General features: G+C 63.7%; 21 protein-coding genes. 2 read left to right on the top strand and 19 right to left on the bottom strand.

Annotation, left to right across the window (positions count from 1 at the left end):
* The 8 genes from rimO to PQR42_RS22955 form a co-directional block, all read right to left on the bottom strand.
* Positions 1–1386, bottom strand: coding sequence for a 30S ribosomal protein S12 methylthiotransferase RimO (gene rimO, locus PQR42_RS22990; protein ID WP_408387477.1), 1386 nt, complete (start codon positions 1384–1386; stop codon positions 1–3).
* 81 nt (positions 1387–1467) lie between these two features.
* A complete protein-coding gene (locus PQR42_RS22985; protein WP_408387478.1) occupies positions 1468–2490 on the bottom strand; it encodes a tRNA dihydrouridine synthase in 1023 nt (340 codons plus the stop codon).
* 289 nt (positions 2491–2779) lie between these two features.
* Positions 2780–3409, bottom strand: coding sequence for a polyhydroxyalkanoate synthesis repressor PhaR (phaR, locus tag PQR42_RS22980; protein WP_408387479.1), 630 nt, complete (start codon positions 3407–3409; stop codon positions 2780–2782).
* Between the two features lie 131 nt (positions 3410–3540).
* Positions 3541–4281, bottom strand: coding sequence for a 3-ketoacyl-ACP reductase (locus PQR42_RS22975; RefSeq protein WP_408206298.1), 741 nt, complete (start codon positions 4279–4281; stop codon positions 3541–3543).
* A 183-nt stretch (positions 4282–4464) separates the two neighbouring features.
* The gene (locus PQR42_RS22970) at positions 4465–5646 is read right to left on the bottom strand and encodes an acetyl-CoA C-acetyltransferase (RefSeq protein ID WP_408387480.1); all 1182 of its coding nucleotides are present in this window, start codon (positions 5644–5646) and stop codon (positions 4465–4467) included.
* Between the two features lie 136 nt (positions 5647–5782).
* Complete coding sequence (gene phaC / locus PQR42_RS22965; protein WP_408206570.1) at positions 5783–7612, bottom strand: class I poly(R)-hydroxyalkanoic acid synthase; 1830 nt, start codon at positions 7610–7612, stop codon at positions 5783–5785.
* Between the two features lie 639 nt (positions 7613–8251).
* On the bottom strand, positions 8252–9109 hold the full coding sequence (pgeF, locus tag PQR42_RS22960) for a peptidoglycan editing factor PgeF (protein WP_408387481.1): 858 nt from the start codon (positions 9107–9109) through the stop codon (positions 8252–8254).
* Positions 9106–10383, bottom strand: coding sequence for an RluA family pseudouridine synthase (locus tag PQR42_RS22955; RefSeq protein WP_408206292.1), 1278 nt, complete (start codon positions 10381–10383; stop codon positions 9106–9108). The genes pgeF and PQR42_RS22955 overlap by 4 nt, the downstream gene beginning before the upstream one ends.
* A 38-nt stretch (positions 10384–10421) precedes the next feature.
* Here PQR42_RS22955 and PQR42_RS22950 point away from each other — a divergent pair, with 38 nt between their 5' ends.
* Positions 10422–11282 carry an outer membrane protein assembly factor BamD gene (locus PQR42_RS22950; RefSeq protein WP_408206290.1) on the top strand — a complete coding sequence of 287 codons (861 nt, stop codon included), beginning with the start codon at positions 10422–10424 and terminating at the stop codon, positions 11280–11282.
* Between the two features lie 133 nt (positions 11283–11415).
* On the opposite strand, the gene rlmD is transcribed toward PQR42_RS22950, so the two are convergent.
* From rlmD to surE, 6 genes are all read right to left on the bottom strand, one after another.
* Positions 11416–12834 (bottom strand): 23S rRNA (uracil(1939)-C(5))-methyltransferase RlmD, encoded by a 1419-nt coding sequence (gene rlmD, locus PQR42_RS22945; RefSeq protein ID WP_408493791.1) that lies wholly within the window; start codon positions 12832–12834, stop codon positions 11416–11418.
* A 134-nt stretch (positions 12835–12968) separates the two neighbouring features.
* Positions 12969–13745 carry a 3'-5' exonuclease gene (locus PQR42_RS22940; protein ID WP_408206286.1) on the bottom strand — a complete coding sequence of 259 codons (777 nt, stop codon included), beginning with the start codon at positions 13743–13745 and terminating at the stop codon, positions 12969–12971.
* 4 nt (positions 13746–13749) lie between these two features.
* Positions 13750–14832, bottom strand: coding sequence for an RNA polymerase sigma factor RpoS (gene rpoS, locus PQR42_RS22935; protein WP_408206284.1), 1083 nt, complete (start codon positions 14830–14832; stop codon positions 13750–13752).
* Positions 14833–14848: 16 nt separating this feature from the next.
* Positions 14849–15784, bottom strand: coding sequence for a peptidoglycan DD-metalloendopeptidase family protein (locus PQR42_RS22930; RefSeq protein ID WP_408206282.1), 936 nt, complete (start codon positions 15782–15784; stop codon positions 14849–14851).
* Between the two features lie 5 nt (positions 15785–15789).
* Positions 15790–16848, bottom strand: a complete 1059-nt coding sequence (locus PQR42_RS22925) for a protein-L-isoaspartate(D-aspartate) O-methyltransferase (protein WP_408387482.1) — start codon at positions 16846–16848, stop codon at positions 15790–15792.
* Positions 16845–17603 (bottom strand): 5'/3'-nucleotidase SurE, encoded by a 759-nt coding sequence (surE, locus tag PQR42_RS22920; protein ID WP_310812063.1) that lies wholly within the window; start codon positions 17601–17603, stop codon positions 16845–16847. Before surE ends, PQR42_RS22925 begins: the two co-directional genes overlap by 4 nt.
* A gap of 224 nt (positions 17604–17827) precedes the next feature.
* Between surE and PQR42_RS22915 the strand changes: the two genes are divergently transcribed.
* On the top strand, positions 17828–18802 hold the full coding sequence (locus PQR42_RS22915) for an NADPH:quinone oxidoreductase family protein (protein WP_408387483.1): 975 nt from the start codon (positions 17828–17830) through the stop codon (positions 18800–18802).
* A 117-nt stretch (positions 18803–18919) separates the two neighbouring features.
* Here the strand turns inward: PQR42_RS22915 and PQR42_RS22910 are convergent, their stop codons facing one another.
* The 5 genes from PQR42_RS22910 to recR all read right to left on the bottom strand — a co-directional run bounded on the left by PQR42_RS22910 (position 18920) and on the right by recR (position 23891).
* The gene (locus tag PQR42_RS22910; protein WP_132374771.1) at positions 18920–19744 is read right to left on the bottom strand and encodes an ABC transporter permease; all 825 of its coding nucleotides are present in this window, start codon (positions 19742–19744) and stop codon (positions 18920–18922) included.
* 58 nt (positions 19745–19802) lie between these two features.
* Positions 19803–20615, bottom strand: a complete 813-nt coding sequence (locus PQR42_RS22905; protein ID WP_408387484.1) for an ABC transporter ATP-binding protein — start codon at positions 20613–20615, stop codon at positions 19803–19805.
* Positions 20616–20736: 121 nt separating this feature from the next.
* A complete protein-coding gene (locus tag PQR42_RS22900; protein WP_408206272.1) occupies positions 20737–21774 on the bottom strand; it encodes an ABC transporter substrate-binding protein in 1038 nt (345 codons plus the stop codon).
* 75 nt (positions 21775–21849) lie between these two features.
* Positions 21850–23082: a CaiB/BaiF CoA transferase family protein gene (locus tag PQR42_RS22895; protein ID WP_408206270.1), complete on the bottom strand. Its 1233-nt coding sequence runs from the start codon at positions 23080–23082 to the stop codon at positions 21850–21852.
* A 212-nt stretch (positions 23083–23294) separates the two neighbouring features.
* Positions 23295–23891, bottom strand: a complete 597-nt coding sequence (gene recR / locus PQR42_RS22890; protein ID WP_011488245.1) for a recombination mediator RecR — start codon at positions 23889–23891, stop codon at positions 23295–23297.
* Positions 23892–23999: the final 108 nt, after the last annotated feature.

The following is a 23999-nucleotide window of genomic DNA, read 5'->3' as shown; positions in this document are numbered from 1 at the left end:
TTAAACCTCGCCCCACAGGTCGTGACCGTCGGCGCCGGTGATCTTCACCGACACGAAATCGCCGACCTTGTAGCGCCTGGACGCCTTAACGGCAGGCGCGATATACACGACGCCGTCGATCTCCGGCGCGTCAGCCGCGGTGCGGCCGATGCCGCCATCCGCGTTGATCTCGTCGACCAGCACCTTCAGCGTCTTGCCGACCTTCTTCGCGATGCGCTTCGCCGACACTTCCTCGGCGACTTCCATGAAACGCGCGCGACGCTCTTCGCGCACTTCGTCGGGCAATGCGCCGTCGAGTTCGTTGGCCGTCGCGCCTTCGACCGGCGAATAGGCGAAGCAGCCGACGCGATCCAGTTCCGCCTCGCGGATGAAATCGAGCAGCGTCTGGAACTGCTCTTCGGTCTCGCCGGGGAAGCCGGCGATGAACGTGCTCCGGATAGTCAGGTCCGGGCACATCTCGCGCCATTTCTTCACGCGCTCCATCACCTTCTCGGCGTTGGCCGGGCGCTTCATGCGCTTCAACACTTCCGGATGCGCATGCTGGAACGGCACGTCGAGGTACGGCAGCACGTGGCCCTTGTACGGGCCTTCGGCCATCATCGGAATCACTTCGTCGACGCTCGGATACGGATAAACGTAATGCAGACGCACCCACGCGCCGTATTGCGCGGCGAGTTCGCCGAGCGCGCCGACCAGATCGGTCATGCGCGTCTTGATCGGCTTGCCGTTCCAGAAACCCGTGCGATATTTGACGTCGACGCCATAGGCGCTCGTGTCCTGCGAAATCACCAGCAGTTCCTTCACGCCCGACTTGAACAGATTCTCCGCTTCGAGCATCACGTCGGCGACGGGGCGCGACACGAGGTCGCCGCGCATGGACGGGATGATGCAGAACGTGCAGCGGTGATTGCAGCCTTCGGAAATCTTCAGGTACGCGTAATGGCGCGGCGTGAGCTTCACGCCCGCAGCCGGCACCAGGTCGACGAACGGATCATGCGGCTTCGGCAGATGGGTGTGCACGTGCTGCATCACTTCGCCGAGCGCGTGCGGGCCGGTCACGGCCAGCACCTTCGGATGCACTTCTTCGATCAGCCCCGAGCCGCTCGCGCTCTTCTTGGCGCCGAGACAGCCGGTCACGATCACCTTGCCATTTTCGTTGAGCGCTTCGCCGATTGCGTCGAGACTTTCCTGCACCGCTTCGTCGATGAAGCCGCAGGTGTTGACGACCACGAGGTCCGCGCCGTCGTACGTGCCGGAAATCTCGTAACCTTCGGCGCGCAGTTGGGTGATGATCTGCTCGGAATCGACCAGGGCTTTCGGGCAGCCGAGGGATACAAAGCCGACCTTCGGCGTGGCAATCGGGGCAATCGGGGGGGTGGCTGACATGGGGGACCGCTTGAAGACGTTAAACCCTGAATTGTAGCGGTTCGCCACGGCTGCCGCTCGTAAGTCTTTGAATATTCGCCCTCAAACGACCGCGACGTCTGCTGGATCGAATCGACCGAGACGCGCGGGTTGTTGTGTCGCCATTAACTGGCCGACGCCCAAAGCACGCTCGATCACTTCCAGAATTTCGTGCGAATCCTGCACCCGGCGGATCGCCGCATGCAACTCGGCCGCTTGCGGCCAGGTGCGCTGCAGGTAGCTGAGCCACTTCTTGACGCGTCCGTGCTCGTGCCGGGAGGCGACACGGGCCTGCAATTTCCGTAGATAACCGGCAATGTGAGCAAGCACGTCCTGCCATTCCCCGTCGGATGGGGAACGGTCCATCAGTCCGCGTATCCTCAGCGCCAGGAAAGGATCCGATACGGCGCCGCGCCCGATCATCACGTCCGCACAACCACTGACCGCGCGACAGCGCTCCCAGTCGGCCACCGTCCAGACTTCTCCGTTCGCGACGACGGGCACGTCCACCGCGGCATCGATACGCGCGATCCACTCCCAGTGGGCGGGCGGCCGGTAGCCGTGATCCCGCGTTCTGGCATGCACGACGAGCGAGGCCGCGCCACCTTCGGCCAGCGCCGTGGCGCAATCGATCGCCAGCGAGGTGTCGGACACGCCGAGGCGCATCTTTGCCGTCACGGCGATGCCGGCAGGCACCGCGGCGCGAACAGCCGACACGATCCGGTTCAGTTGTTCAGGGTCGGCCAGCAGCATGGCTCCGCCGCCGTGCTGATTGACGACCTTGGCGGGACATCCGAAGTTCAGGTCGATTCCATGCGGCGATAGAGTGGCTGCGTGGGCGGCATTCAGGGCCATCCATTCGGGATCGCTGCCGAGCAACTGGATCACCATCGGCGTGCCGTTCGGGGTGTGGCCTCCGTCGAGCACTTCGGGCGCTTCCCGCTCGTAGACGCGGCTGGGAAGCAGCGAGCCCGTCACGCGGACGAATTCGGACACGCACCCATCGAATCCGCCGATGCCGGTCAGCACGTCGCGCAATACGTAGTCCGCGAGGCCTTCCATCGGGGCGAGAAAGAGCCGGCTCATGCGGGAATGGGCGCCGAGAGGTGGCGCTTTCCCTGAGGATAGGTGGGGCATCCATGAAACATGCGGTCGGCCGTCGGAATGGGGTTGGAGTTGGCGGCCAGAGCCTCTCCGAGGAAAATGCCCCACACACGCAGGTCGCGATTGTACCGCGCCGGCACCGAACGGCCGCGGCCAAGCCGCCGGGCCCTAACGCAAAGGCTGCGCTACCGACGCGCCCAAGCTCCAGGGCCGCCCCCGGCGGCGCCCCAACGCCGGGAAACCCCGCTCGGTTGAACGTCCTTGTGTGCCCTTACTTCTTCTCCGCCTCCGGATTCACTTCCGGATCGCTTTGCGGATTAGCCTGCCCAGTGCCAGGGTTGGCCGCATTGACCGCGCCACCCGGCGTAAACGGGAACGTGGCGAACATCGACTTCGCCTGGTTCTGCATCTGCTCCTGCATCTGCACGAACATGTTCTTCGACTGCTCGATATAGCTGGTCATCATGCCCTGCATCATCGGCGCCTGCATGTTCATGAACTGCGACCAGACTTCCGGATTCATGGCCTTGCCTTCGTACAGATTCTTCGACTGGTCGGCAAGCTTCGCCTGGATGTCGATGAAGGCCTGGATGTTCTTTTCCAGGTACGTGCCCATCATGCCTTGCATCGCATGACCGTAGAAACGGATGATCTGCGAGAGCATGGACGACGAGAACATCGGCAAGCCGCCGCTCTCCTCCTCGAGAATGATCTGCAACAGGATGGCGCGCGTCAGATCCTCGTTGCTCTTCGCATCGATGACCTTGAAATCCTCCTGATCCAACACGAGCTGTTTGACGTCCGTCAGTGTGATGTACGTGCTTGTCTCGGTATCGTAGAGCCGACGATTCGGATATTTCTTGATCAGTCGTTCGGCTGTTTTCTTTGTAGTAGTGGTCATGTAACGCCTTTGAGCGCAAGTTGAGCGCGGAAACGGCGTCAGCGGCTGCGCAATCGGGCCATTGCGCAGTCGAGACGCCGCCGAACCATCTGAGCCGCAGCGCGCTGCCTTGTGAGCGGCGCGCCGGTGACTCAGCCCATATGCAAACCGCCGTTCAGCGAAAAATCAGCGCCCGTGGAGAAACCCGATTCATCCGATGCCAGCCATGCCACGATCGAGCCGATTTCGTCCGGCTGGCCGAGACGGCGCACCGGAATCGTCGCGACGATCTTTTCCAGCACGTCGGGGCGGATCGACTTGACCATATCGGTGCCGATGTAGCCCGGCGACACGGTGTTGACCGTCACGCCCTTGGTGGCCACTTCCTGCGCCAGCGACATCGTGAAGCCGTGAATGCCGGCCTTCGCGGTCGAGTAGTTGGTCTGGCCGAACTGGCCCTTCTGGCCGTTCACCGACGAAATGTTGATGATGCGGCCAAAGCCACGCTCGACCATGCCGTCGATCACCTGCTTGGTGACGTTGAAGAGGCTGGTCAGGTTGGTGTCGATCACCGCCGTCCAGTCTTCATGCGTCATCTTGCGGAACACGACGTCGCGCGTAATGCCGGCATTGTTCACCAGAATGTCGATCTCGCCGACTTCGGCCTTGACCTTGTCGAACGCGGTCTTGGTGGACTCCCAATCGCCGACATTGCCTTCGGACGCGATGAAATCGAAGCCCAAGGCCTTCTGCTCTTCGAGCCACTTCACGCGGCGCGGCGAGTTCGGGCCGCAGCCTGCCACGACCTTGTAGCCCTCTTTGTGCAGCCGCTGGCAAATGCTCGTGCCGATGCCACCCATCCCGCCCGTTACGTACGCAATTCGCTGTGTCATAAACTACACTCCGTTATCGTTTTTCGAGGCGCCGACCGGCTGCCTCTTTCCTCGCCTGTGCTTCATCTCCGCTGCCGCCGGGCGACCGGCTGACGAGGCCACCGCTGACCGCGCGCCACAGCGCACGGCAACGCTCCGTTCGACGCATGGCCGACGCCTGAGGCGCCCGCCACGCGCCCTTGCTCAGGCGCGTTCGAGCGCCAGCGCCACACCCATGCCGCCGCCGATACACAGCGACGCCAGACCTTTCTTCGCATCGCGCTTCTGCATTTCGTGCAGCAGCGTGACGAGAATCCGGCAACCGGACGCGCCGATCGGATGGCCGATCGCAATCGCGCCGCCGTTCACGTTGATCTTCGACGTGTCCCAGCCCATCTGCTGATTCACGGCGCACGCCTGCGCGGCAAACGCTTCGTTGATTTCCATCAGGTCCAGATCGGCCGGCGTCCAGCCCGCGCGTTCGAGACAGCGGCGCGAGGCCGGCACCGGGCCCATGCCCATCACCTTCGGATCCAGACCCGAGGTCGCGTAAGCCTTGATGCGCGCGAGCGGCGTCAGGCCGAGCGCCTCCGCCTTCTTCGCCGACATCACCAGCACTGCCGCCGCACCGTCGTTCAGACCCGACGCATTGGCCGCCGTGACCGAGCCTTCCTTCGAGAACGCCGGCTTCAGCACCCCCAGCGACTCAGCCGTCACGCCATGACGCACGAACTCGTCGGTGGCGAAACGCAGCGGTTCGCCCTTGCGTTGCGGAATGTCGACCGGCACGATTTCGTCGTCGAAACGGCCCGACTTCTGCGCCGCTTCCGCCTTGTTCTGCGACAACGCAGCGAACGCGTCCTGTTGCTCGCGCGTGATGCCGTATTCCTTGGCGACGTTTTCCGCCGTCACGCCCATGTGATACTGGTTGTAGACGTCCCACAAGCCGTCGACGATCATCGAGTCGATCAGCTTTGCGTCGCCCATGCGGAACCCGTCGCGCGAGCCCGGCAGCACGTGTGGCGCCGCGCTCATATTTTCCTGACCGCCGGCCACCACGATATCCGCGTCACCCGCGATGATGGCGTTGGCCGCGAGCATCACGGCCTTCAGACCCGAGCCGCACACCACGTTGATCGTCATGCCGGGCACAGCGGTGGGCAAGCCCGCCTTGATCAGCGACTGACGCGCCGGATTTTGGCCCGACCCTGCAGTCAGCACCTGACCCAGGATCACTTCGCTTACCTGCTCGGGTTTAAGACCAGCCCGCTCGAGGACGGCGCGAATCACCGTGGCGCCGAGTTCGGGCGCGGCGATCTTCGCCAGCGACCCACCGAATTTGCCTACTGCCGTACGGGCGGCCGATACGATCACAACATCAGTCATTTCCATATCCTCCGGGCGGTCGGCCGCATGTGCCGCTGCCCGTCAAGTTAAAAATCTCGTTGCTCTTAATCACGCCCTGACTCAATCAGACGCTCATTCACACCGCAAACAACAGCGCCATGAAGCGCGCTCGAACCTACTCCCGTTGCCGCACGTAACGCCCCGGCGCCGGTTCGATCACCGGGAAGTCAGCCGAGCCGGCCGTGGCGCGCGGCTTCACCTTCTTGCCACCGTACTGATCGAGCCAGGTGGTCCATTCGGGCCACCAGCTGCCAGGGACTTCGGTAGCCTGATCGAGCCATTCTTCCGGGTTCTCCGGCAGCGTCTTGACGTCGCCTTCCAGCATCCAGAAATTGCGCTTTTTCTTCGCGGGCGGATTGATCACACCCGCGATGTGACCCGACGCGCCGAGCACGAACTTCAACGGCCCGTTCAGGAGCGGCACCGACGCGTACGCCGTTTGCCACGGCACGATATGGTCTTCGCGTGAACCGTAGATGAAGGTGGGCACATCGATCTTCGACAGATCGATCGGCTCGCCGCAAGTGGTCAACGCACCCGGCTCGCGCAGACGATTCTCGAGATACGTATTGCGCAGATACCAGACATACATCGGGCCCGGCAGGCTGGTCGAGTCGCTGTTCCAGTACAGCAGGTCGAACGGCACCGGCGTGCGACCTTTGAGGTAATTGTCGACGACGTAGTTCCACACCAGATCGTTCGGGCGCAGGAACGAGAACGTGTTGGCGAACTCGATGCCGCGCATCAGCCCAGGCGGCGTACCGTTCTTGCCGCCAATGGTCTGCTCGCGCATCTGCACATGCGCCTCGTCGACGAACACGTCGAGCACGCCCGTGTCCGAAAAATCGAGCATGGCGGTGAGCAGCGTCATGGACGCGGCCGGATGTTCGCCGCGCGCGGCAGCCACCGCCAGCGCCGCGGCGAGCATCGTGCCGCCGACGCAGAAACCGAGCGTATTGATCTGCTCGCGTCCACTGATCTTGCTCACCGTATCGATGGCGGTGAGCACGCCCTCGCCGATGTAGTCGTCCCACGTTTTATGCGCGATGGATTGATCGGCATTGCGCCACGAAATCAGGAACACCTGATGCCCCGAATCGAGCCCGTGAGCGACCAGCGAGTTCTCCGGTTGCAGATCGAGAATGTAGAACTTGTTGATGCAAGGCGGCACGATGAGAAGCGGCCGCTCACGCACGGTTGCCGTGCGCGGCTTGTATTGGATCACCTGCATCAGGTCGTTTTCGAACACGACCGAACCTTCGGTGTTCGCGAGATTTTCACCGACCACGAAACCCGATTCGTCGGTCTGCGAGATCTTGCCGCGCTGCAAGTCGCCGAGCAGGTTCATCACGCCCTGGCGCAGACTTTCGCCCTTGCTGTCCAGCAAGGTCTTTTGCGCTTCCGGATTCAAGGCGAAGAAGTTGCTCGGCGATGCCGCCGCGGTCCACTGCTGAACGGCGAAACGGATGCGCTCGCGCACCTTGGGTTCGATGTCGAGCGCGTCGACCATTTCCTGCAGATAGCGCGCGTTCAACAGATACCACGCGGCAGTGAATGCATAGGCCGGCGCCGAACTCCATGCGTCGGAGCTGAAGCGGCGATCCTTGAGCGCAGGCGCCTGGGTCGCGGACGTGGCGGCTTGCTGGATCAGCTCCATGGCCTCGCGCGAATAGTCAGCCTGCAGCTTCTGTAGACGCTCGGAGGGAATGGCCGCGCTCGGTATATTCAGGCCGGCGAAGGACGGCATGGCGGGCATCGATCCCGCCGCGAGTTTGCTGAAGTCCGGCATGCCGGGAAACGACGGCATTTGAGGGAAACCCGGCGGCAGACCCATTTGAGGCATTTGCAGCGGCATCTGAGGCATCGCGAAAGGCATGCCGCTGCCGCCAGGCGATGTGCCGAGCGAACGCCATGCGTTCATCCAGGCGTCGAGAAACTGCTGCATGCCTGCGGCCGGTGTTGCACCGCTCGTACCGGCCTGCTGCGTGTGCTCCGTCGAGGAGTCCGTGCTGGGGGAAGCTGAGGAATGTGAAGCTGCCATACCTGCTTTTGACCGGTAAGTCCTTGCGGACGGGTTGAGAGGCAGGTTCGTGCGCACGTGAGCCATTGCTCGCGACCTCGTCACGCCCTGTCCCTTGTACGAGGAGCCGTGAGGAACATTCTTGCTCCCCATCGCAAGGCATGTCAATGCTTGTTCCCGATTTTGCCGCAGTGCGATAGTTTTTTAATTATCGTTTTCCCTGTGTAGAAGATCGCGCTTTTGGAACACGCATGGGTCGAGGCACACGAGAACGAATAAAGCTCCCAAATTGCATAGGCTTATGTGCATTTATCCGTTCGCGGGCGGACAGTTTTGGCGGCGGATTTACGCCAGCGTCCGGAATTCCGGCAGCGCAGCAAAAACGCCTGCGCTTCTCCGAACAAACCCTCATACGTGGCCTCGCGGGCAAGGGTCATGCGAGACATGGCAATGCTCAGACAAGCATGCCCGCATGCATGACGTCGCGTCATGCGGACGTCGTGATACGGGCATGTGTGCCTTGAATTTCGCAGAAAAATGGCCACGCGCGATGCGCGTCGCGAGCTAGTCCGCGATCGACTGCGCCTGATCGTCGAGCCAGATCAACGCGGCCATGCGGCCCGTCTCGCGATCGCGGCGATAGGAATAGAAACGCTCACGTTGCGTGACCGTGCAGAGATCGCCGCCGACAATGCGCGTCACGCCGAGCCGCTGCAGACGCAAACGCGCCAGCGCCGGGAGATCGGCGAGATATTTGGCTGGATTGTGCGGATGCTCGACGAAGGCGTTTGCGGTCGCATCGCGTTGTGCGGCGCCGACGCCATTCATGAAGGCGTCACGCACGTCTGCGCCAACTTCAAAGGCGTCAGGACCGATCGACGGACCGAGATAAGCGTGCAATGCGCCCGCCTCCACACCGGCGAGCTCGGCGACGCGCTGCGCCGTCTGTTCGACGATGCCCGCCGCCAGCCCGCGCCACCCCGCGTGCGCCGCGCCGACCGCGCGGCCGGCGTCGTCGCAGAACAGCACCGGCATGCAATCGGCCACCATCACGACGCACACGGTGCCGGGACGATCGGTGACGCTGGCATCGGCGCGCGTCGGCGTGCCATCCGCGCGCGCTTGCGCGAGCACGTCTTCCGCACGCACGATGCCCGCGCCGTGAATCTGCGCGAGCCACGCGGCCTCGCTCACGCCGGCGAGCTTCAGGAGACGCTCGCGGTTGGTTGCGACCGCGGCCGGATCGTCGCCGGATTTCATGCCCAGATTCAGACCACCGGGCAAATCCACACCGTTTTGCCAACGGCCGAATGGCGCTTCACTCACGCCGCCGTCACGCGTGGTGACGAGCGCACGCACGCGTGGCGAAACATTCCATGCGGGTTGCACGACATCGGCAAAGCTCAGCTCGGGCACATTCATGCGTGATCGTCCTCGTCGTGTTCGTCAGCGTCATCGCCGGCTTCGTCGTGATCGAGTGCGCCGTCTTCATCGGCGTCCTCGTCGAGCGACGCGTCGTAGTCGTCTTCCTCGTAGTACGTCTCGTCGAACTCGCCGGCGTCGTCGCGACCGAGGCCGAGCGCCGCCGACAGCGCCTCCATGTCGGCCGGCACATCGGCGCGCCATTGCATCGTGCGGCCGGTTTGCGGATGGATCAGGCCGAGGCGCCATGCATGCAGCGCCTGACGCGCGAAGCCGTCCGGCAGCGGCGTGACCGAGCGCTTGCCGCGGGCGCGCCCGTACACCGGATCGCCGAGCAGCGGATGACCGATGTGCGCGCAATGCACGCGAATCTGATGGGTGCGGCCGGTTTCCAGATCGCAATGAATCGCGGTGACCGGCTGACGCTGCCAGATCGCCGAATCGACACGTCGGAAATGCGTGCGCGCGGGCTTGCCGGAGGCGCTCGTGACCACCGCCATGCGCGTGCGTTCGCGCGGATCGCGGCCGATCGGCGCGTCGATCGTGCCTTCTTCGGGCATGTTGCCCCACACCAGCGCGAGATAACGGCGCTTCACCGTGCGCGCCTGCAACTGGCGCACGAGGTCGGTCTGCGCCTCGAGCGTGCGCGCCACCACCATCAGGCCGGAGGTTTCCTTGTCGAGCCGGTGCACGATGCCCGCGCGCGGCAGGCCCGCGGCGGCGTCGCCATAGCGGTACAGCAGACCGTTGAGCACGGTGCCGCTCCAGTTGCCGGCCGCCGGATGCACGACCATGCCGGCCGGCTTGTTGATGACCACCAGCGTGTCGTCTTCATAGACGATCTCGAGCGGCACCGGCTCCGGCGTGAACGCGAGCTGCTCCGGCAGCAGATCGGGGACAAGCTCGATCGTCGCGCCGAGCGGCACCGGCTGGCGGATTTTCGCGGCCTTGCCGTCGATCCGCACGCGCTCCGCCTCGATCCAGCTTTGCAGGCGATTGCGCGAGAACTCGGGAAACACCCGCGCGAGCACCTTGTCGAGGCGCTCGCCGGCCAACTCGTCGGGCACGACGACGCTGCGCGGCGTTTCGTCCGCCACGCGGCTCGCCACGGTCGGCACATGGCTGGGCACAGCGGCGGCGCCGAGCGCGTCGCTGCCGAGATCGTCGTCGAGGGAATCGACGCCCAACGCGTCGGAGGGGTCAGCGCTTACGCTATAATCTTTGTTGCTATTCCCGGCACCGGTTGCGGCGCCTGGAGTATTTGAGCGGGTCATTGAGTCTGGGTCACCTGGACGTAAAGCTAGACTGGAAAATGCGAGCCTTGAACACCATCACTAAAGCGGCGATCAATTTGGCGGCCATCAAGAAGGCGGCCCGGAAAGTGGCCGGATACATTGCGTGCGCCGCAGCCGTCGCCGTTGTCGCGGCTTGCCACGGCCTGCCGGAAAAGACCGACGAGACGGCAACATGGAACAACAACAAATTATATACGGAGGCGAACGACGCCCTGAGCGGTGGTGACTTCGGCAAGTGCGCCAAGTACTTCGAAATGCTCGAGGGGCGCGATCCGTTCGGTCACTTCGCCCAGCAGGCGCAGATCAACGTCGCTTACTGCAATTGGAAAGACAACGAGAACGCCGCCGCCGACCAGGCTATCGACCGCTTCATCCAGCTGCATCCGGATCATCCGGACATCGCTTACGCGTACTACCTGAAGGGCATGATCCACTTCAACGACGACCTCGGTCTGTTCGGCCGCTTCTCCGGCCAGGACATGAGCGAGCGCGATCCGAAGTCGCTGCGTGAGTCGTACGACGCGTTCAAGGTCGTGGTGGACAAGTATCCGAACAGCAAGTACGCGCCGGACGCCGCGCAGCGCATGCGCTATATCGTGAACGCGCTGGCGTCGCACGAAGTCCACGCGGCGGATTACTACTACCGCCGTGGCGCCTATGTCGCCGCGATCAACCGCGCGCAACTGGCGCTCACGCAATACAAGAACGCACCGGCTATCGAAGACGCATTGCACATCATGATGCTGTCGTATCAGAGGCTGAACCAGCCGCAACTGGCCGACGACACGAAGCGCGTGCTGGCCGGCACCTTCCCCGACAGCCCGTACATCACGGGTCATGCAAGGCCGGGTAAGGAAAAGTCGTGGTGGCAGTTCTAAGCCGCGCCGCGCGCTGAAAAATCAGCCGGAAATAAAAAACGCCACGACTTCGATCGTGGCGTTTTTGTTTGTAGCTTACCTTGCCTTGCCGTGACACCGCGTGCCAGCGCCGCTGGCACGCCGGCAGCGCCACTCAGTCCCGCTCGAACAACGCAATCGACTCTACATGCGACGTGTGCGGGAACATGTTGACCACGCCCGCACCCACCAGCCGGTAGCCGGCCTCGTGCACGAGCAGGCCGGCATCGCGGGCGAGCGTCGCCGGCGCGCACGACACGTAGACGATCCGCTTCGGCAGCGGTCCATTGCCGCTCTGAGCGATCTCCACCAGCGCCTTGGCAACAGCCAGCGCGCCTTCGCGCGGCGGGTCGATGAGGAACTTGTCGAAGTGGCCGAGCGCGCGCATGTCGTCGGCGGTAACTTCGAACAGGTTGCGGCACGCGAACGACGTATACCCCGCCACGCCGTTCAGCTCGGCATTGGCCAGCGCGCGCGAGGTCAGCACTTCGCTGCCCTCGATCCCCACCACTTCCCTCGAAATACGCGCGAGCGGCAGCGTAAAGTTACCGATGCCACAAAACAGATCGAGCACGCGATCCGTGCGCGCCGGCGCCAGCAGCCGCAACGCGCGACTCACCAGCACGCGGTTGATGGCGTGGTTCACCTGGGTGAAGTCGGTCGGCTTGAACGGCATGCGGATGTCGTATTCCGGCAGCGTGTAGTCGAGTTCCACGTCGAGCGGATAGAACGGCGTGACCGTGTCCGGGCCGCCCGGCTGCAGCCAGAACTGCACCTTGTGCTCGTCGGCGAAATCGCGCAGCACCTGCTCGTCCGCGGCCGTGATGGGCTCGAGATTGCGCACCACCAGCGCCGTGACCGACGAACCGACTGCCAGTTCGAGCTGCGGCATGCGATCGTAGATCGACAGCTTGCGAACCATGAAACGCAGCGGCATCAGCATGGCCGACACGTGCGGCGGCAGCACTTCGCAGGTCTTCATGTCGGCGATGTAGCTGCTCTTCTTCTCATGGAAGCCGATCCGCATGCCGCCCTTTTCCGGCAGGAAACGCACCGCCAGTCGCGCACGGTAGCGATAACCCCAGGACGGCCCGTGAATCGGCCGGAACACCGTTTCCGGGCGCAGCTTTGCCAGATGCTGCAGGTTGTCCTCGAGCACGCGCTGCTTGACCGCCACCTGCGCGCGGATGTCGAGATGCTGCATTGAACAGCCGCCGCAGATATCGAAGTAAGTGCATTTCGGCCTGGTGCGCATCACGCTTTCGCGGAACACCTGGACTACTTCGGCCTGCTCGAATTTCGGCTTGCTGCGATGCGTCGAATAGCTGACGCGCTCGCCGGGCAACGCGCCTTCGACAAAGATCACCTTGCCGGGCGTACCGTCTTCGGTCTCGGTGCGGCCGACGCCGCGCGCTTCCATATCGAGCGAAACGATTTCGATGACCGGCTCGTTGCCGGTGACGACGTGTGCCGGCGCGGGCGGGGGCGTCTTGTAGCGCTTTGGCGCTCGGCGATGGGGGGCAGTTCGGGACACCTGCAACTTCCTGACAAACTTGGGGAAAGGCGAGATTGTAGACGAAGCGCCGCGCCTGGCCATCATTCGGCACGGCGGCAACCGTCGCTGCGCGCGCTGGCCAGTCAGACAGCCGCGCACCCTCCCGTGCATCCTTACTGATCGAATGCCGCCAGATACTCGGCCCATTGTGGCGCCGTTTCCTGCGCCAGCGCGTTCTTGACCAGGTTGATCTCGTCAGCATACTCCGCGGGCGAAAACGCGCCGCGGATCAGTTGGAAGCGGCAATAGAGCAAGTACGTGTTGACGACGTCGGTCTCGCAGTAATTGCGGATTTCCTCGATACGCCCTTGCTGGTACGCGTGCCACACCTGGCTGCCGTCCATGCCCATTTTGCCGGGGAAGCCGCACATCTTGGCGAGCGCGTCGAGCGGCGCGTTGGCGCGCGCCTGGTACATGGCGAGCACGTCCATCAGATCCGTATGACGCGCGTGATAGCGGCTAATGTAGTTGTTCCACTTGAACTCGCGGTCGTCCTCGCCGAGATCCCAGAACTTGTAGGCGGGAATGCCGTTGACGAGCGCGCGGTAGTTCAGCACCGGCAGGTCGAAGCCGCCGCCGTTCCACGACACGAGCTGCGGCGTGTACTTCTCGATCACGCGATAAAACGACTGCACCAGCGCGGCCTCGCCGTCTTCCAGCGTGCCGAGCGAGCGCACGCGGAAGCCGTTGTTGTCGCGGAACACGCAGGAAATTGCCGCGATCCGTTGCAGATGGTGCGGCAGGAAATCGCTACCGGTCTTTTCGCGACGCGCGGCGAACGCATGCTCGGCGACTTCGGCGTCGCTCAGGGTGGCGGGCAAATCCTCGAGGCGGCGAATGCCGGCGACATCGGGAATCGTCTCGATGTCGAAAACAAGAATCGGTGTCATCAGGTTATAGAACGGCGTCCTTCCGAACACCGTTGGAAGCGAAGAAGCGCTTCAACCGCACGAGCGCTTCCTGTTGGATCTGGCGCACACGCTCGCGCGTGAGGCCCATTTCGTCGGCCAGCTCTTCGAGCGTGGCGGGTTCGATGTGATTCAGGCCGAAGCGGCGCTCGATCACATGACGATGCTTGTCCGACAGGCGCGCGAGCCACGCACGTGTCAGCGTTTCCAGTTCGCGGTGCTGCACTTCGGCATCCGGCGACTGGCTCTGGTCGTCTGACAGCAGATCGAGCAGGCTGCTCGCCGGATCAAGATCGAGCGGCGCGTCCAGCGACGCGGTGTGCTCGTTCAGCGCGAGGATGTCGGTAACTTCGTCAGTGGTCTTGCCGGTCAGATAGGCGATGTCGTCGATGCTGGCGTCGCGGCGCTCGGCGGCTTCACCGGAGTTCATCGAATTCTTTTCCAGATGCCGCTTGGCGCGCAGTACCTGGTTGAGCTCGCGAATCACGTGCACCGGCAAACGGACGGTGCGCGCCTGGTTCATGATGGCGCGCTCGATACTCTGGCGGATCCACCACGTGGCGTAAGTGGAAAACCGAAAGCCGCGCGTCGGATCGAATTTTTCGATGGCGTGCATCAGGCCGAGATTGCCCTCTTCGATCAGATCGAGCAGCGGCACGCCGCGGTTCAGGTAGCCCTTCGCGATGCTGACGACGAGCCGCAAATTACGCTCGATCATGACCTGCCGCGCTTCGAACTCGCCCGCCTTGGCAAGACGCGAATATTTCTGCTCTTCCTCGACGGTCAGGAGCGGCTTGACGCTGATACGGTTCAGGTAGTGCTGAATCGTGTCGGCCGTCAGCTCGGCTTGCAGCAGCGCGCGGAAATCGTCCGCGTCCGGCGCGGCTTCGCTCGCGCCTTCACGGGTCTCGCCGGGTTCATCCGCGCCGCCCTGGCGTTCGTCGAGATCGCGTTCCTCGGCGATCTCCTCTTCGACTTCCGAAGCGCCGCTTTCTTCCACCGAAGCGGACATAGCGTGGCTGATCGTCTCAGACTCGGCTTGCGGCGGGCGGCGCTTCGATTTCGGCATGGTCGTATCGTATCGCTTATTGCGGCGGCAAATACTTCAGTGGGTCGACAGGTTTACCCTGCCGGCGAACTTCGAAATGCAACATCACACGGTCGGAATCGCTATTGCCCATCTCAGCGATCTTCTGCCCCTTCGTCACCGCGTCCCCCTCTTTTACCATCAAAGAGCGGTTATGTGCATACGCCGTGAGATAAGTTGCATCATGCTTGATGATAATGAGATTGCCGTAACCACGCAGCCCATTTCCGGCATAAACCACGCGACCGTCCGCCGACGCCTTGACCGGATCGCCCGCGGCGCCGCCGATATTCACACCCTTGTTGGTCGAATCGTTGAACGTGCCGAGCAGTGGCCCGCGCACCGGCCACGCGAAGGCGACGTTGCCGGACGCGCCGGCGTTCGAGTCGCTGGCCGCGCCCGGGTTGGCCGGCGGCGTCAGCGACGCGTTGTTCGTGGTGGAGCCGTAGATCGGCGGCGCAGCGACGCCAGCAGCAGCGCCCGCCGACGGCGGCGTGCTCCCAAGCGGTGCGCTTTGCACCGCACCACCGCTGCCGATCGGCGCGGTCGACACACCCGGCGTCAGCGCCGCGGTATTCGCACCCGGCGGCACGACGCGCAGCAACTGGTCGACTTCGATCTGATTCGGGTTGGTCAGATTGTTCCACGCCGAAATGTCGCGGTAGTTCTGGCCGTTCTCCAACGCGATCCGGTACAACGTGTCGCCCGGCTTCACGCGATAGTAGCCCGGCGGCGGCGGTCCGAGCGGCACGGCCGGCTGCGCGCCTTGTGTGGTGAGCACACCGCCGCCGGAGCGGTCGACGACCGGCGCCTGATCGAGCCGGGATGCACAGGCCGTCATCAACAGGGACAAGGCGAGCACGCACACGCTACGCTGGGTTACGGTCATGGGGACATTCAGTCTGGTTCTTTGCATCGCGCGCAACATACTCATCGGTGTCAAATCACTCCGGATTTTAAGGGTACAAAGAAAACGCGATCAAGCCGCGACTCGCGCCACTGCGCGGGTCCGAGGCGCTCGACCAGAGTCAGCACCTGGTTCTGGCCGTCCTGCGAGCCGACCGGCGCGACCAGACGGCCGCCGATCGCGAGTTGTTCAAGTAATGCTTGCGGTACGTCGAGCCCCGCCGCGGCGATCACGATCGCGTCGAACGGCGCCGCCGACGGCAGTCCCAACCGGCCATCGCCGTAATGCAGGCGGATGTTCGGAATGCGCAGCGGACGCAAGTTCGTCTTCGCGCGCTCGGACAACGGCTTGATGCGCTCGATCGAGTAAACCTCGCGCGCGACCTGGCTCAGCACGGCCGCCTGATAACCGCAGCCGGTGCCGATTTCGAGCACGTTGTTCAGCGCGCGGCCGGCGGCGGCCAGCTCGATCATCCGCGCGACCACCGACGGCTTGGAGATCGTCTGGTGATGGCCGATCGGCAACGCCGCATCTTCGTAGGCCTGGACCGCGAGACCCGGGTCGACGAACATGTGGCGCGGCACCACCGACATCGCGTTCAACACGCGCTGATCGGTCACGCCGTTAGCACGCAGGCGTTCGACCATCCGTTCGCGAACCCGTTCCGAGGTCAGTGCCATCGCGCCGTTCAAAGCGACGTTCGGCGCGGCGCTGCGCTCGTTGGATCGGGCAACGGGCCTGGCCGGCGCCGACGACGCGGCACGTGTGGTCGAACTCTGCACGACGGGCTTGGGTGGTGCTTTAACCGGCGCTTTGGCGGAAGGCGCGGCCATCGGCTTCGGCGGCGTCACCGCCGAGGGCTTGGTTTGCGGCTTCATCTGCACCGCGGTCTGCGCCCTCGCCTGCTTGGATTGAGACTTACCCGTGGAACCGAGCGGCGCATTCTTCGCGGGTTGCTGACGCGCATTCAGCGCCGCGCTCGCGGCCAGTGCCGCCGCGCGGATTTCGCCCGGACGTCCTTCGGGCCGGCGCGGTTCGCGCACCAGATCCTCGAGGCCGAGCGGAAAGCGCTTGGCGCGCTCGCTGGTCATGAAGCGCCGCTGCCTGCGCGCGCCCAGTCGCGCGCCGCGGGCAGCATTTGCGTGTGGGTCAGGTCAAGCTGCAGCGGCGTGATCGACACGTGGCCGTTGGCGACGGCGTGAAAGTCGGTGCCTGCGCTCGCGTCGCGCGCGCTGCCCGCCGGACCGATCCAGTAGATCGGTTCGCCGCGCGGGTTGGTCTGGCGGATCACGGGCTGCGACGGATGCCGCTTGCCAAGACGCGTGATCTGCCAGTCGCCGAGTTGCTCGTAGGGCAGATTCGGAATGTTAATGTTCAGGAGCGGATGCCCGGGCAACGGCTGCTGGAGATAGTGCGCGACGATTTCAGCGGCGACACGCACGGCGTCGTCGAGATGCACCCAGTCCTTGTCGACCAGCGAGAAGGCGATGGCCGGCACCCCGAACATGATGCCCTCGGTGGCGGCCGCGACAGTTCCCGAATAGAGCGTGTCTTCGCCCATGTTCTGACCGTTGTTGATGCCCGAGACCACGAGGTCCGGCGTATGGTCGAGCATGCCCGTCAGCGCGATGTGCACCGAGTCGGTGGGCGTGCCGTTCACGTAATAGAAACCATTGGCCGAGCGCAGTACCGAGAGCGGCCGCGACAGCGTCAAGGAATTCGACGCGCCGCTGCAATTCTGTTCGGGTGCCATCACGGTGACGTCCGCGATCGGCTTGAGCGCTTCGTAAAGCGCAGCAAGGCCGGGCGCCAGATAACCGTCGTCGTTGCTGAGTAGGATTCGCATGCGGCGATTGTAACCGAGGAAAGAAGACGCGCGAACGACACGGCAGGCCGTGCGCACGACGTATGCAACGCGCACGCGTTGGCAGCGCGGATAACTGGTGCGAGTCGCGTGCCGGACAGGCGTGGGTTGCTCGCTGGTCGCGTGCAAGGGAATAAAAACGCACGGTCGTGCTGATTGTTTTACACTCAGAATACTTGCGAACCCCTGATCGATATGGAGACACGATGCGCGCGATTCGCTGTAAACAATATGGGCCGCCGGAGAGCCTGGTCGTCGAAAACCTGCCGGACCTCGAGCCGCCGCCAGGCCACGTCGTGATCGACGTCAAAGCCGCGGCCGTCAACTTTCCCGACGTGCTGATCATCGAGAACAAATACCAGTTCAAACCGCCGCTGCCCTTTACACCCGGTTCGGAAGTCGCAGGCGTGGTGCGCGCGGTCGGCGCCGACGTCACGCAGTTCAAGGTCGGCTCTCGCGTGGTCGCCTTTACCGGTCAGGGCGGCTTCGCGGAGCAGGCGCTCGCGCCGGCCGCGGCCTGCGTGCCGTTGGCGGACGATGTCGACTTCGAGCTGGCCGCGGCGTTCACGCTGGCGTACGGCACTTCGCATCACGCCGTGGTCGATCGCGGCGCGTTGCAAGCCGGCGAAACGATGCTGGTGCTCGGCGCGGCCGGTGGCGTCGGACTGGCGGCCGTCGAAATCGGCAAGGCGCTCGGCGCGCGCGTGATCGCGGCGGCGTCGAGCGACGAGAAACTCGCGACCTGTGTCAAGCACGGCGCGGACGCCACCATCAACTACAGCACCGAAGATCTGCGCGAGCGCATCAAGGCGCTTACCGATGGCCAAGGCCCGGACGTGATCTACGATCCGGTCGGCGGCGTATATGCGGAGCCGGCGTTTCGCAGCATCGGCTGGCGCGGGCGTTATCTGGTGGTCGGCTTTGCGAATGGCGAGATTCCGAAGCTGCCGCTCAACTTGACGCTGCTCAAAGGCGCAAGTCTGGTCGGCGTGTTCTGGGGCGACTTTGCGAAGCGCGAACCGCAACACAATCACGCGGCGTTTCAACAGATGACGCGGTGGATCGGTGAAGGCAAGCTCAAGCCGTATGTGTCGGCGCGTTATTCGCTCGAGGACACGGGACGCGCGTTGCGGGACATGGCGGAGCGTCGCGTGATCGGGAAGGTGGTGGTGACGCCTTAGTCCTTGCGTAACCGGTTCGTTCTTTCTAGTAGCAACCAAAAGAAACGACGCGCGGTTTTCCAACCGACGCGTCGTTATTATTGAGCTTCGCGCTTTACAACCCCGCGCCGTGCCGACCTACAGCTTTTCCGTGTCGCCCGTCTTGGGCTGCCACTTCATCAAGCGCCGCTCGCCGATACCGACGATCGCATCCAGAATCAGCGCGAACGCGGTCAGCACCAGAATCCCGGCAAACACGGTATTGATATCGAACGTGCCTTCAGCCTGCAGAATCAGATAGCCGACGCCTCGCGCCGAGCCGAGATATTCCCCCACCACCGAGCCGACGAACGCCAGCCCCACCGACGTATGCAAGCTGGAAAACACCCAGCTCATCGCACTCGGCAAATAGACGAAGCGCAGCAAATGCTTGCCGTTCGCGCCGAGCATGCGCGCGTTGGCGAGCACGACCGGACTGACTTCCTTCACGCCCTGATAGACGTTGAAGAACACGATAAAGAACACCAGCGTGACGCCGAGCGCCACTTTCGACCAGATACCCAGCCCGAACCACACGCCGAAGATCGGCGCGAGAATCACCCGCGGCATCGAGTTGGCGGCTTTGATATACGGGTCGAACAGCGCGCTCGCGAGCGGCGAGAGCGCGAGCCACAAGCCGACGCCGAGCCCGAGCGCCGTGCCGAGCGTGAACGCGAGCACGGTTTCGACCAGCGTGATCCACAGGTGCAGATAGATCTCGCCGCCCGTGAACCACTCCCAGATCCGCTGCAGCACTTTCTGCGGCTCGCCGAAGAAGAATGCGGCTTTGTTGGGGTCGTCGAAATAGAACGCCGGCAGCAGCGTCGGGCTGGTCAGCACGTACCAGAGCACGAAGCACAGCACCAGCAGCAGCCATTGCCAGATCACCAGATTCGCCCGGTTCGGGCGCAACGTCTTCCACATGACTCGGTTTGCCTTGGACGATTGAGTGGCCAATACGTGACGCCAATACGTGACGCGTTTAAACAGCGGTGAGTTGCTGCTGATAACCCTTGAGCACCTCGTCGCGCAAGACGCTCCAGATCTGCGCATGCAATTCGACGAAACGCGGATGCGAACGGATTTCAGCAACGTCGCGCGGACGCGGCAGATCGATCGTGAATTCGCCGATCGGATGTGTGCCCGGACCGGCCGAGAGCACCACCACGCGATCCGACATGGCGATCGCTTCGTCCAGATCGTGCGTGATGAACAACACCGCTTTGCGTTTCGCGGCCCACAAGTCAAGCAACTCGTTTTCCATCAACTGACGGGTCTGGATGTCGAGCGCGGAAAACGGCTCGTCCATCAAAATGATGTCCGGATCGAGAATCAGCGTCTGCGCCATCGCGACGCGCTTGCGCATGCCGCCCGATAACTGATGCGGATAACGATCGCCAAAGCCGCCGAGGCCGACGCGCTTTAACCACTCGTCGGCTTTGGCGCGGGCTTCGACGGGCGGCACGCCGTGGAACGCGAGGCCGGCCAGGACGTTGTCGATGGCCGAGCGCCACGGCATCAGCGCGTCGGCCTGGAACATGTAGCCGGCGCGCCGGTTGATGCCTTTGAGCGACTCGCCGAACACGCTGACCGTGCCCGACGACGGCCCCAGCAAACCCGCGCCGACATTGAGCAGCGTGGATTTACCGCAACCGGTCGGACCGACCACCGAGACGAACTCGCCCGGCGCGATGCGCAAGGTGGTGTCCTTCACCGCCGTGTAGCGCTGCGCGCGGTTGTCGCGCGCGGCGAACGTGCAGGTGATGTTTTCGAGCGCCAGTGCGGCAACGGTCATCGTTCAGCTCGCTTCGAATGTCAAATTCGGTTTTGTAATCACGTCATGGCTAGCGGCGCCGGGGCCGGGGCGAATGCGGCGCGCGTCGCGTCGCGTCGCAGCCCGAACGCCCAGGCTCGACTCAAGCCTTGACGGTAGTCAGCGCTTTCTTGACGAAGTCGTTGGTCCACGTCTTCGACAGATCGATCGGCTTGCCCTGCACGTTCGGGTCGAATGCCTGCAAGGTCTTCAGCGACGTCGCGGGGCCGTCCGCCGGCATCAGGCCATCGGGCGACATCGCTTCCTTCACGTGCTGCCACGCGTCCAGATATACCGCGCGGTCGCCGAGCAGGTAGCCTTCCGGCACCGTGTTGATCAGTTCGCTGCCGGTCGCCGTTTGCAGCCACTTGAGCGCGCGCACCATCGCGTTGGTCAGCGCCTGCGTGGTATTCGGATTCTTAGTGATGAAAGTTTGCGACGCATACAGGCAGCCCGCCGGCATGTCGCCGCCGAAAACGCTGCGCGTGTCGGCGAGCGTACGCGTGTCCGACACCACGCGAATCTCGCCGGTGCGCTCGAGCTTGGTCATGACCGGGTCAAGATTGGCGATGGCGTCGATCTGTCCCGACTGCAACGCGGCGATCGCGCCGGCGCCCGCGCCCACGCCGATGAACGCGACGTCTTTCGCGCTCAGCCCCGCTTTCGCCAACACGAAGCTCGCCATGATCGAGGTCGACGAACCCGGCGCGGTCACACCGATTTTCTTGCCCTTCAGATCAGCTATCGATTTGTAGTTCGGCATGGTCTTCTTCGAGATCGCCAGCACGATCTGCGGCGCGCGTCCCTGCAGGACGAATTCGCGGAACATCTGCTTTTGCGCCTGCAACAGCAAGGTGTGCTCGAACGCGCCGGACACCACGTCCGCGCTGCCGCCGACCGCCGCCTTCAACGCCTGCGAGCCGCCGGCGAAGTCGGAGATTTCGACGTCGAGCCCTTCGTCCTTGAAGTAGTTGCGGCGCTCCGCGATGGTGAGCGGCAAGTAGTAGAACAGGTTCTTGCCGCCGACTGCGATCGCCACCTTGCTGGTTTCAGGTTTGCCCTGCGCGAAAGCGAGCGGCGTGGCGGCAAGCGAGGCGCCCGCGAGTGCGGCAGTGCCGGCGAGAAAGCTTCTCCGTTGCATGGTCTCGAGTCTCCAAACTTTTGTTGTCCGGTTTTTGTCTTTAGCGCGGCGCTCGTGGGCGCCGCGTGTGCTTACTCAAACGATCTGTTGCGCGTGCAACCTTGCAATGTGGTCAGCATCATAACCTAGCGATTGCAGGACTTCATCGGTATGTTCACCCAGTTCCGGGCCCAGCCAGCGCGTCTCGCCCGGCGTGGCCGAGAGCTTCGGCGTGACCGACGGCAGCGTGATTTCCTGGCCGTCCTGCCACTTGAAACGCTGGATCATCTGGCGCGCCATGAACTGCGGATCGGTGAACATGTCCGCCACGCTGTAGATACGGCCCACCGGCACGTCGGCGGCATTCAGCACGGCGAGCGCTTCGTCGATGGTGCGCGTGGCGAGCCACGCGGCAATCGCGCCGTCGATTTCCTGAGTCCGCGGCACGCGACCGTCGTTGTGCGCGAGCGCCGGATCGTTCGCGAGATCCTCGCGCTCGATCGCGATCATCAGGCGCTTGAAAATCGGATCGCTATTGCCGCCGATCACGATGCTGCCGTCGCGGCACGGATACGTATTGGACGGCACGATACCCGGCAACGATGCGCCGGTGCGCTCGCGCACCATGCCGTATACGCCGTATTCGGGCACCACGCTTTCCATCATGTTGAAGACGGCCTCGTACAGCGCGACGTCGACGACCTGCCCCTTGCCGCCGTTCACCTGCTTGTGATGCAGCGCCATCAGCGCGCCGATCACGCCGTGCAGCGCGGCAATCGAATCGCCGATCGAAATGCCGATGCGCGGCGGCGGCAAATCCGGATAGCCGGTGATATGACGCAAGCCGCCCATCGACTCGGCAATCGCGCCGAAGCCGGGCCGGTCGCGATACGGACCGGTCTGGCCGTAGCCGGACAGGCGCACCATCACGAGGCCGGGATTTTCCGCCGACAGCACGTCATAGCCGAGCCCGAGTTTCTCCAGCAAACCCGGCCGGAAATTTTCGACGACGATATCCGCTTCTTTCGCGAGGCGCCGCACGATCTCCTTGCCCTCTTCGGCCTTCAGATTGATCGTGACGGATTTCTTGTTGCGCGCCTGCACGGCCCACCAGAGCGACGTGCCGCCGACTTCCGGATAGAGCTTGCGCCACTTGCGCAGCGGGTCGCCGCCCTTGGGATCTTCGATCTTGATGACGTCGGCGCCGAACTCGCCGAGAAAGCGCGCGGCGAACGGGCCGGCGATCAGCGTGCCGAGTTCCAGCACCTTGACGCCGGCGAGCGGGCCTTGGGGCGCGGGGCTCGCGCCTGATTCAGGGGTGGCGCTCATGTGTCTCCTTTTGTCGACCAGAGTTAGCGCTTTAGCGCTTACTCTGGTCCCATGCAAAGCTGTCGACCAGAGTTAGCGCTTTAGCGCTTACTCTGGTCCCATGCAAAGCTGTCGACCAGAGTTGGCGCTTTAGCGCTTACTCTGGTCCCATGCAAAGCTGTTCTGATCCTGACGCGCGTTGCGTTGCGTTCCGTTGTAGCAGGTGCCTTGCGCTACATCGACCGACGGTCGAGCATGGCGCGGGCGATCGTGCCGGCATCGACATACTCGAGTTCACCGCCCACCGGCACGCCGCGCGCGAGGCGCGTGACGGCAAGGCCGCGCGCCTTGAGCGTCTGCCCGAGGTAGTGCGCGGTCGCCTCGCCTTCGTTGGTGAAATTGGTGGCGAGCACGACCTCCTTGACGACGCCATCCGATGCGCGTCTGACCAGCCGGTCGAAATGAATCTCCTTCGGACCGATGCCGTCGAGCGGGCTGAGGCGCCCCATCAGCACGAAATAGAGGCCGCGATAGGTCATGGTCTGCTCGAGCATGATCTGGTCGGCGGGCGTTTCGACGACGCACAGCAAGGTCGGATCGCGCTCCTCGTCGAGGCAGACCTCGCAGATCTGCGCTTCGGTGAAGGTGTTGCACTTCTCGCAGTGCTGCAGATGCTCGGTGGCGAACAGCAGCGAGCGGCCGAGTTTTTCGGCACCGTCGCGGTCGTGCTGCATCAGGTGGTACGCCATGCGTTGCGCGGACTTCGGCCCGACACCGGGCAGCGCGCGCAGCGCTTCGACGAGCGCCGACAAGGCGGAAGGTTGTTTCATGCGGATCGGCGTCGAAGTGGGTAGTGCCCGGCTATCCGGGTGGCGATGCGGTTGATTCGATCGGCTTACATCGTTCCGGCGAAGGCCAGGCGAAGCGCGCACGATGCG

Origin of the sequence: Paraburkholderia sediminicola, from assembly GCF_046027355.1 — a bacterium.
Lineage (GTDB): Bacteria > Pseudomonadota > Gammaproteobacteria > Burkholderiales > Burkholderiaceae > Paraburkholderia > Paraburkholderia sediminicola_B.
The sequence above is the reverse complement of the archived record's forward strand: the minus strand, read 5'-3'. Positions and strand labels throughout refer to the sequence as shown.

What these genes read in the sequence shown, in the direction of transcription:
- recR (WP_011488245.1), bottom strand. Translation starts at nt 23,891, where the DNA reads ATGAAACAACCTTCCGCCTTGTCGGCGCTCGTCGAAGCGCTGCGCGCG.
- rimO (WP_408387477.1), bottom strand. Translation starts at nt 1,386, where the DNA reads ATGTCAGCCACCCCCCCGATTGCCCCGATTGCCACGCCGAAGGTCGGC.
- PQR42_RS22925 (WP_408387482.1), bottom strand. Translation starts at nt 16,848, where the DNA reads ATGACCAGCGAGCGCGCCAAGCGCTTTCCGCTCGGCCTCGAGGATCTG.
- phaR (WP_408387479.1), bottom strand. Translation starts at nt 3,409, where the DNA reads ATGACCACTACTACAAAGAAAACAGCCGAACGACTGATCAAGAAATAT.
- PQR42_RS22905 (WP_408387484.1), bottom strand. Translation starts at nt 20,615, where the DNA reads ATGACCGTTGCCGCACTGGCGCTCGAAAACATCACCTGCACGTTCGCC.
- pgeF (WP_408387481.1), bottom strand. Translation starts at nt 9,109, where the DNA reads ATGAATGTGCCCGAGCTGAGCTTTGCCGATGTCGTGCAACCCGCATGG.
- surE (WP_310812063.1), bottom strand. Translation starts at nt 17,603, where the DNA reads ATGCGAATCCTACTCAGCAACGACGACGGTTATCTGGCGCCCGGCCTT.
- PQR42_RS22915 (WP_408387483.1), top strand. Translation starts at nt 17,828, where the DNA reads ATGCGCGCGATTCGCTGTAAACAATATGGGCCGCCGGAGAGCCTGGTC.
- PQR42_RS22910 (WP_132374771.1), bottom strand. Translation starts at nt 19,744, where the DNA reads ATGTGGAAGACGTTGCGCCCGAACCGGGCGAATCTGGTGATCTGGCAA.
- PQR42_RS22895 (WP_408206270.1), bottom strand. Translation starts at nt 23,082, where the DNA reads ATGAGCGCCACCCCTGAATCAGGCGCGAGCCCCGCGCCCCAAGGCCCG.
- PQR42_RS22970 (WP_408387480.1), bottom strand. Translation starts at nt 5,646, where the DNA reads ATGACTGATGTTGTGATCGTATCGGCCGCCCGTACGGCAGTAGGCAAA.
- phaC (WP_408206570.1), bottom strand. Translation starts at nt 7,612, where the DNA reads ATGCAGCAGTTTCTCGACGCCTGGATGAACGCATGGCGTTCGCTCGGC.
- PQR42_RS22930 (WP_408206282.1), bottom strand. Translation starts at nt 15,784, where the DNA reads ATGAGTATGTTGCGCGCGATGCAAAGAACCAGACTGAATGTCCCCATG.
- PQR42_RS22950 (WP_408206290.1), top strand. Translation starts at nt 10,422, where the DNA reads ATGCGAGCCTTGAACACCATCACTAAAGCGGCGATCAATTTGGCGGCC.
- PQR42_RS22940 (WP_408206286.1), bottom strand. Translation starts at nt 13,745, where the DNA reads ATGACACCGATTCTTGTTTTCGACATCGAGACGATTCCCGATGTCGCC.
- rpoS (WP_408206284.1), bottom strand. Translation starts at nt 14,832, where the DNA reads ATGCCGAAATCGAAGCGCCGCCCGCCGCAAGCCGAGTCTGAGACGATC.
- PQR42_RS22955 (WP_408206292.1), bottom strand. Translation starts at nt 10,383, where the DNA reads ATGACCCGCTCAAATACTCCAGGCGCCGCAACCGGTGCCGGGAATAGC.
- PQR42_RS22985 (WP_408387478.1), bottom strand. Translation starts at nt 2,490, where the DNA reads ATGAGCCGGCTCTTTCTCGCCCCGATGGAAGGCCTCGCGGACTACGTA.
- PQR42_RS22900 (WP_408206272.1), bottom strand. Translation starts at nt 21,774, where the DNA reads ATGCAACGGAGAAGCTTTCTCGCCGGCACTGCCGCACTCGCGGGCGCC.
- PQR42_RS22975 (WP_408206298.1), bottom strand. Translation starts at nt 4,281, where the DNA reads ATGACACAGCGAATTGCGTACGTAACGGGCGGGATGGGTGGCATCGGC.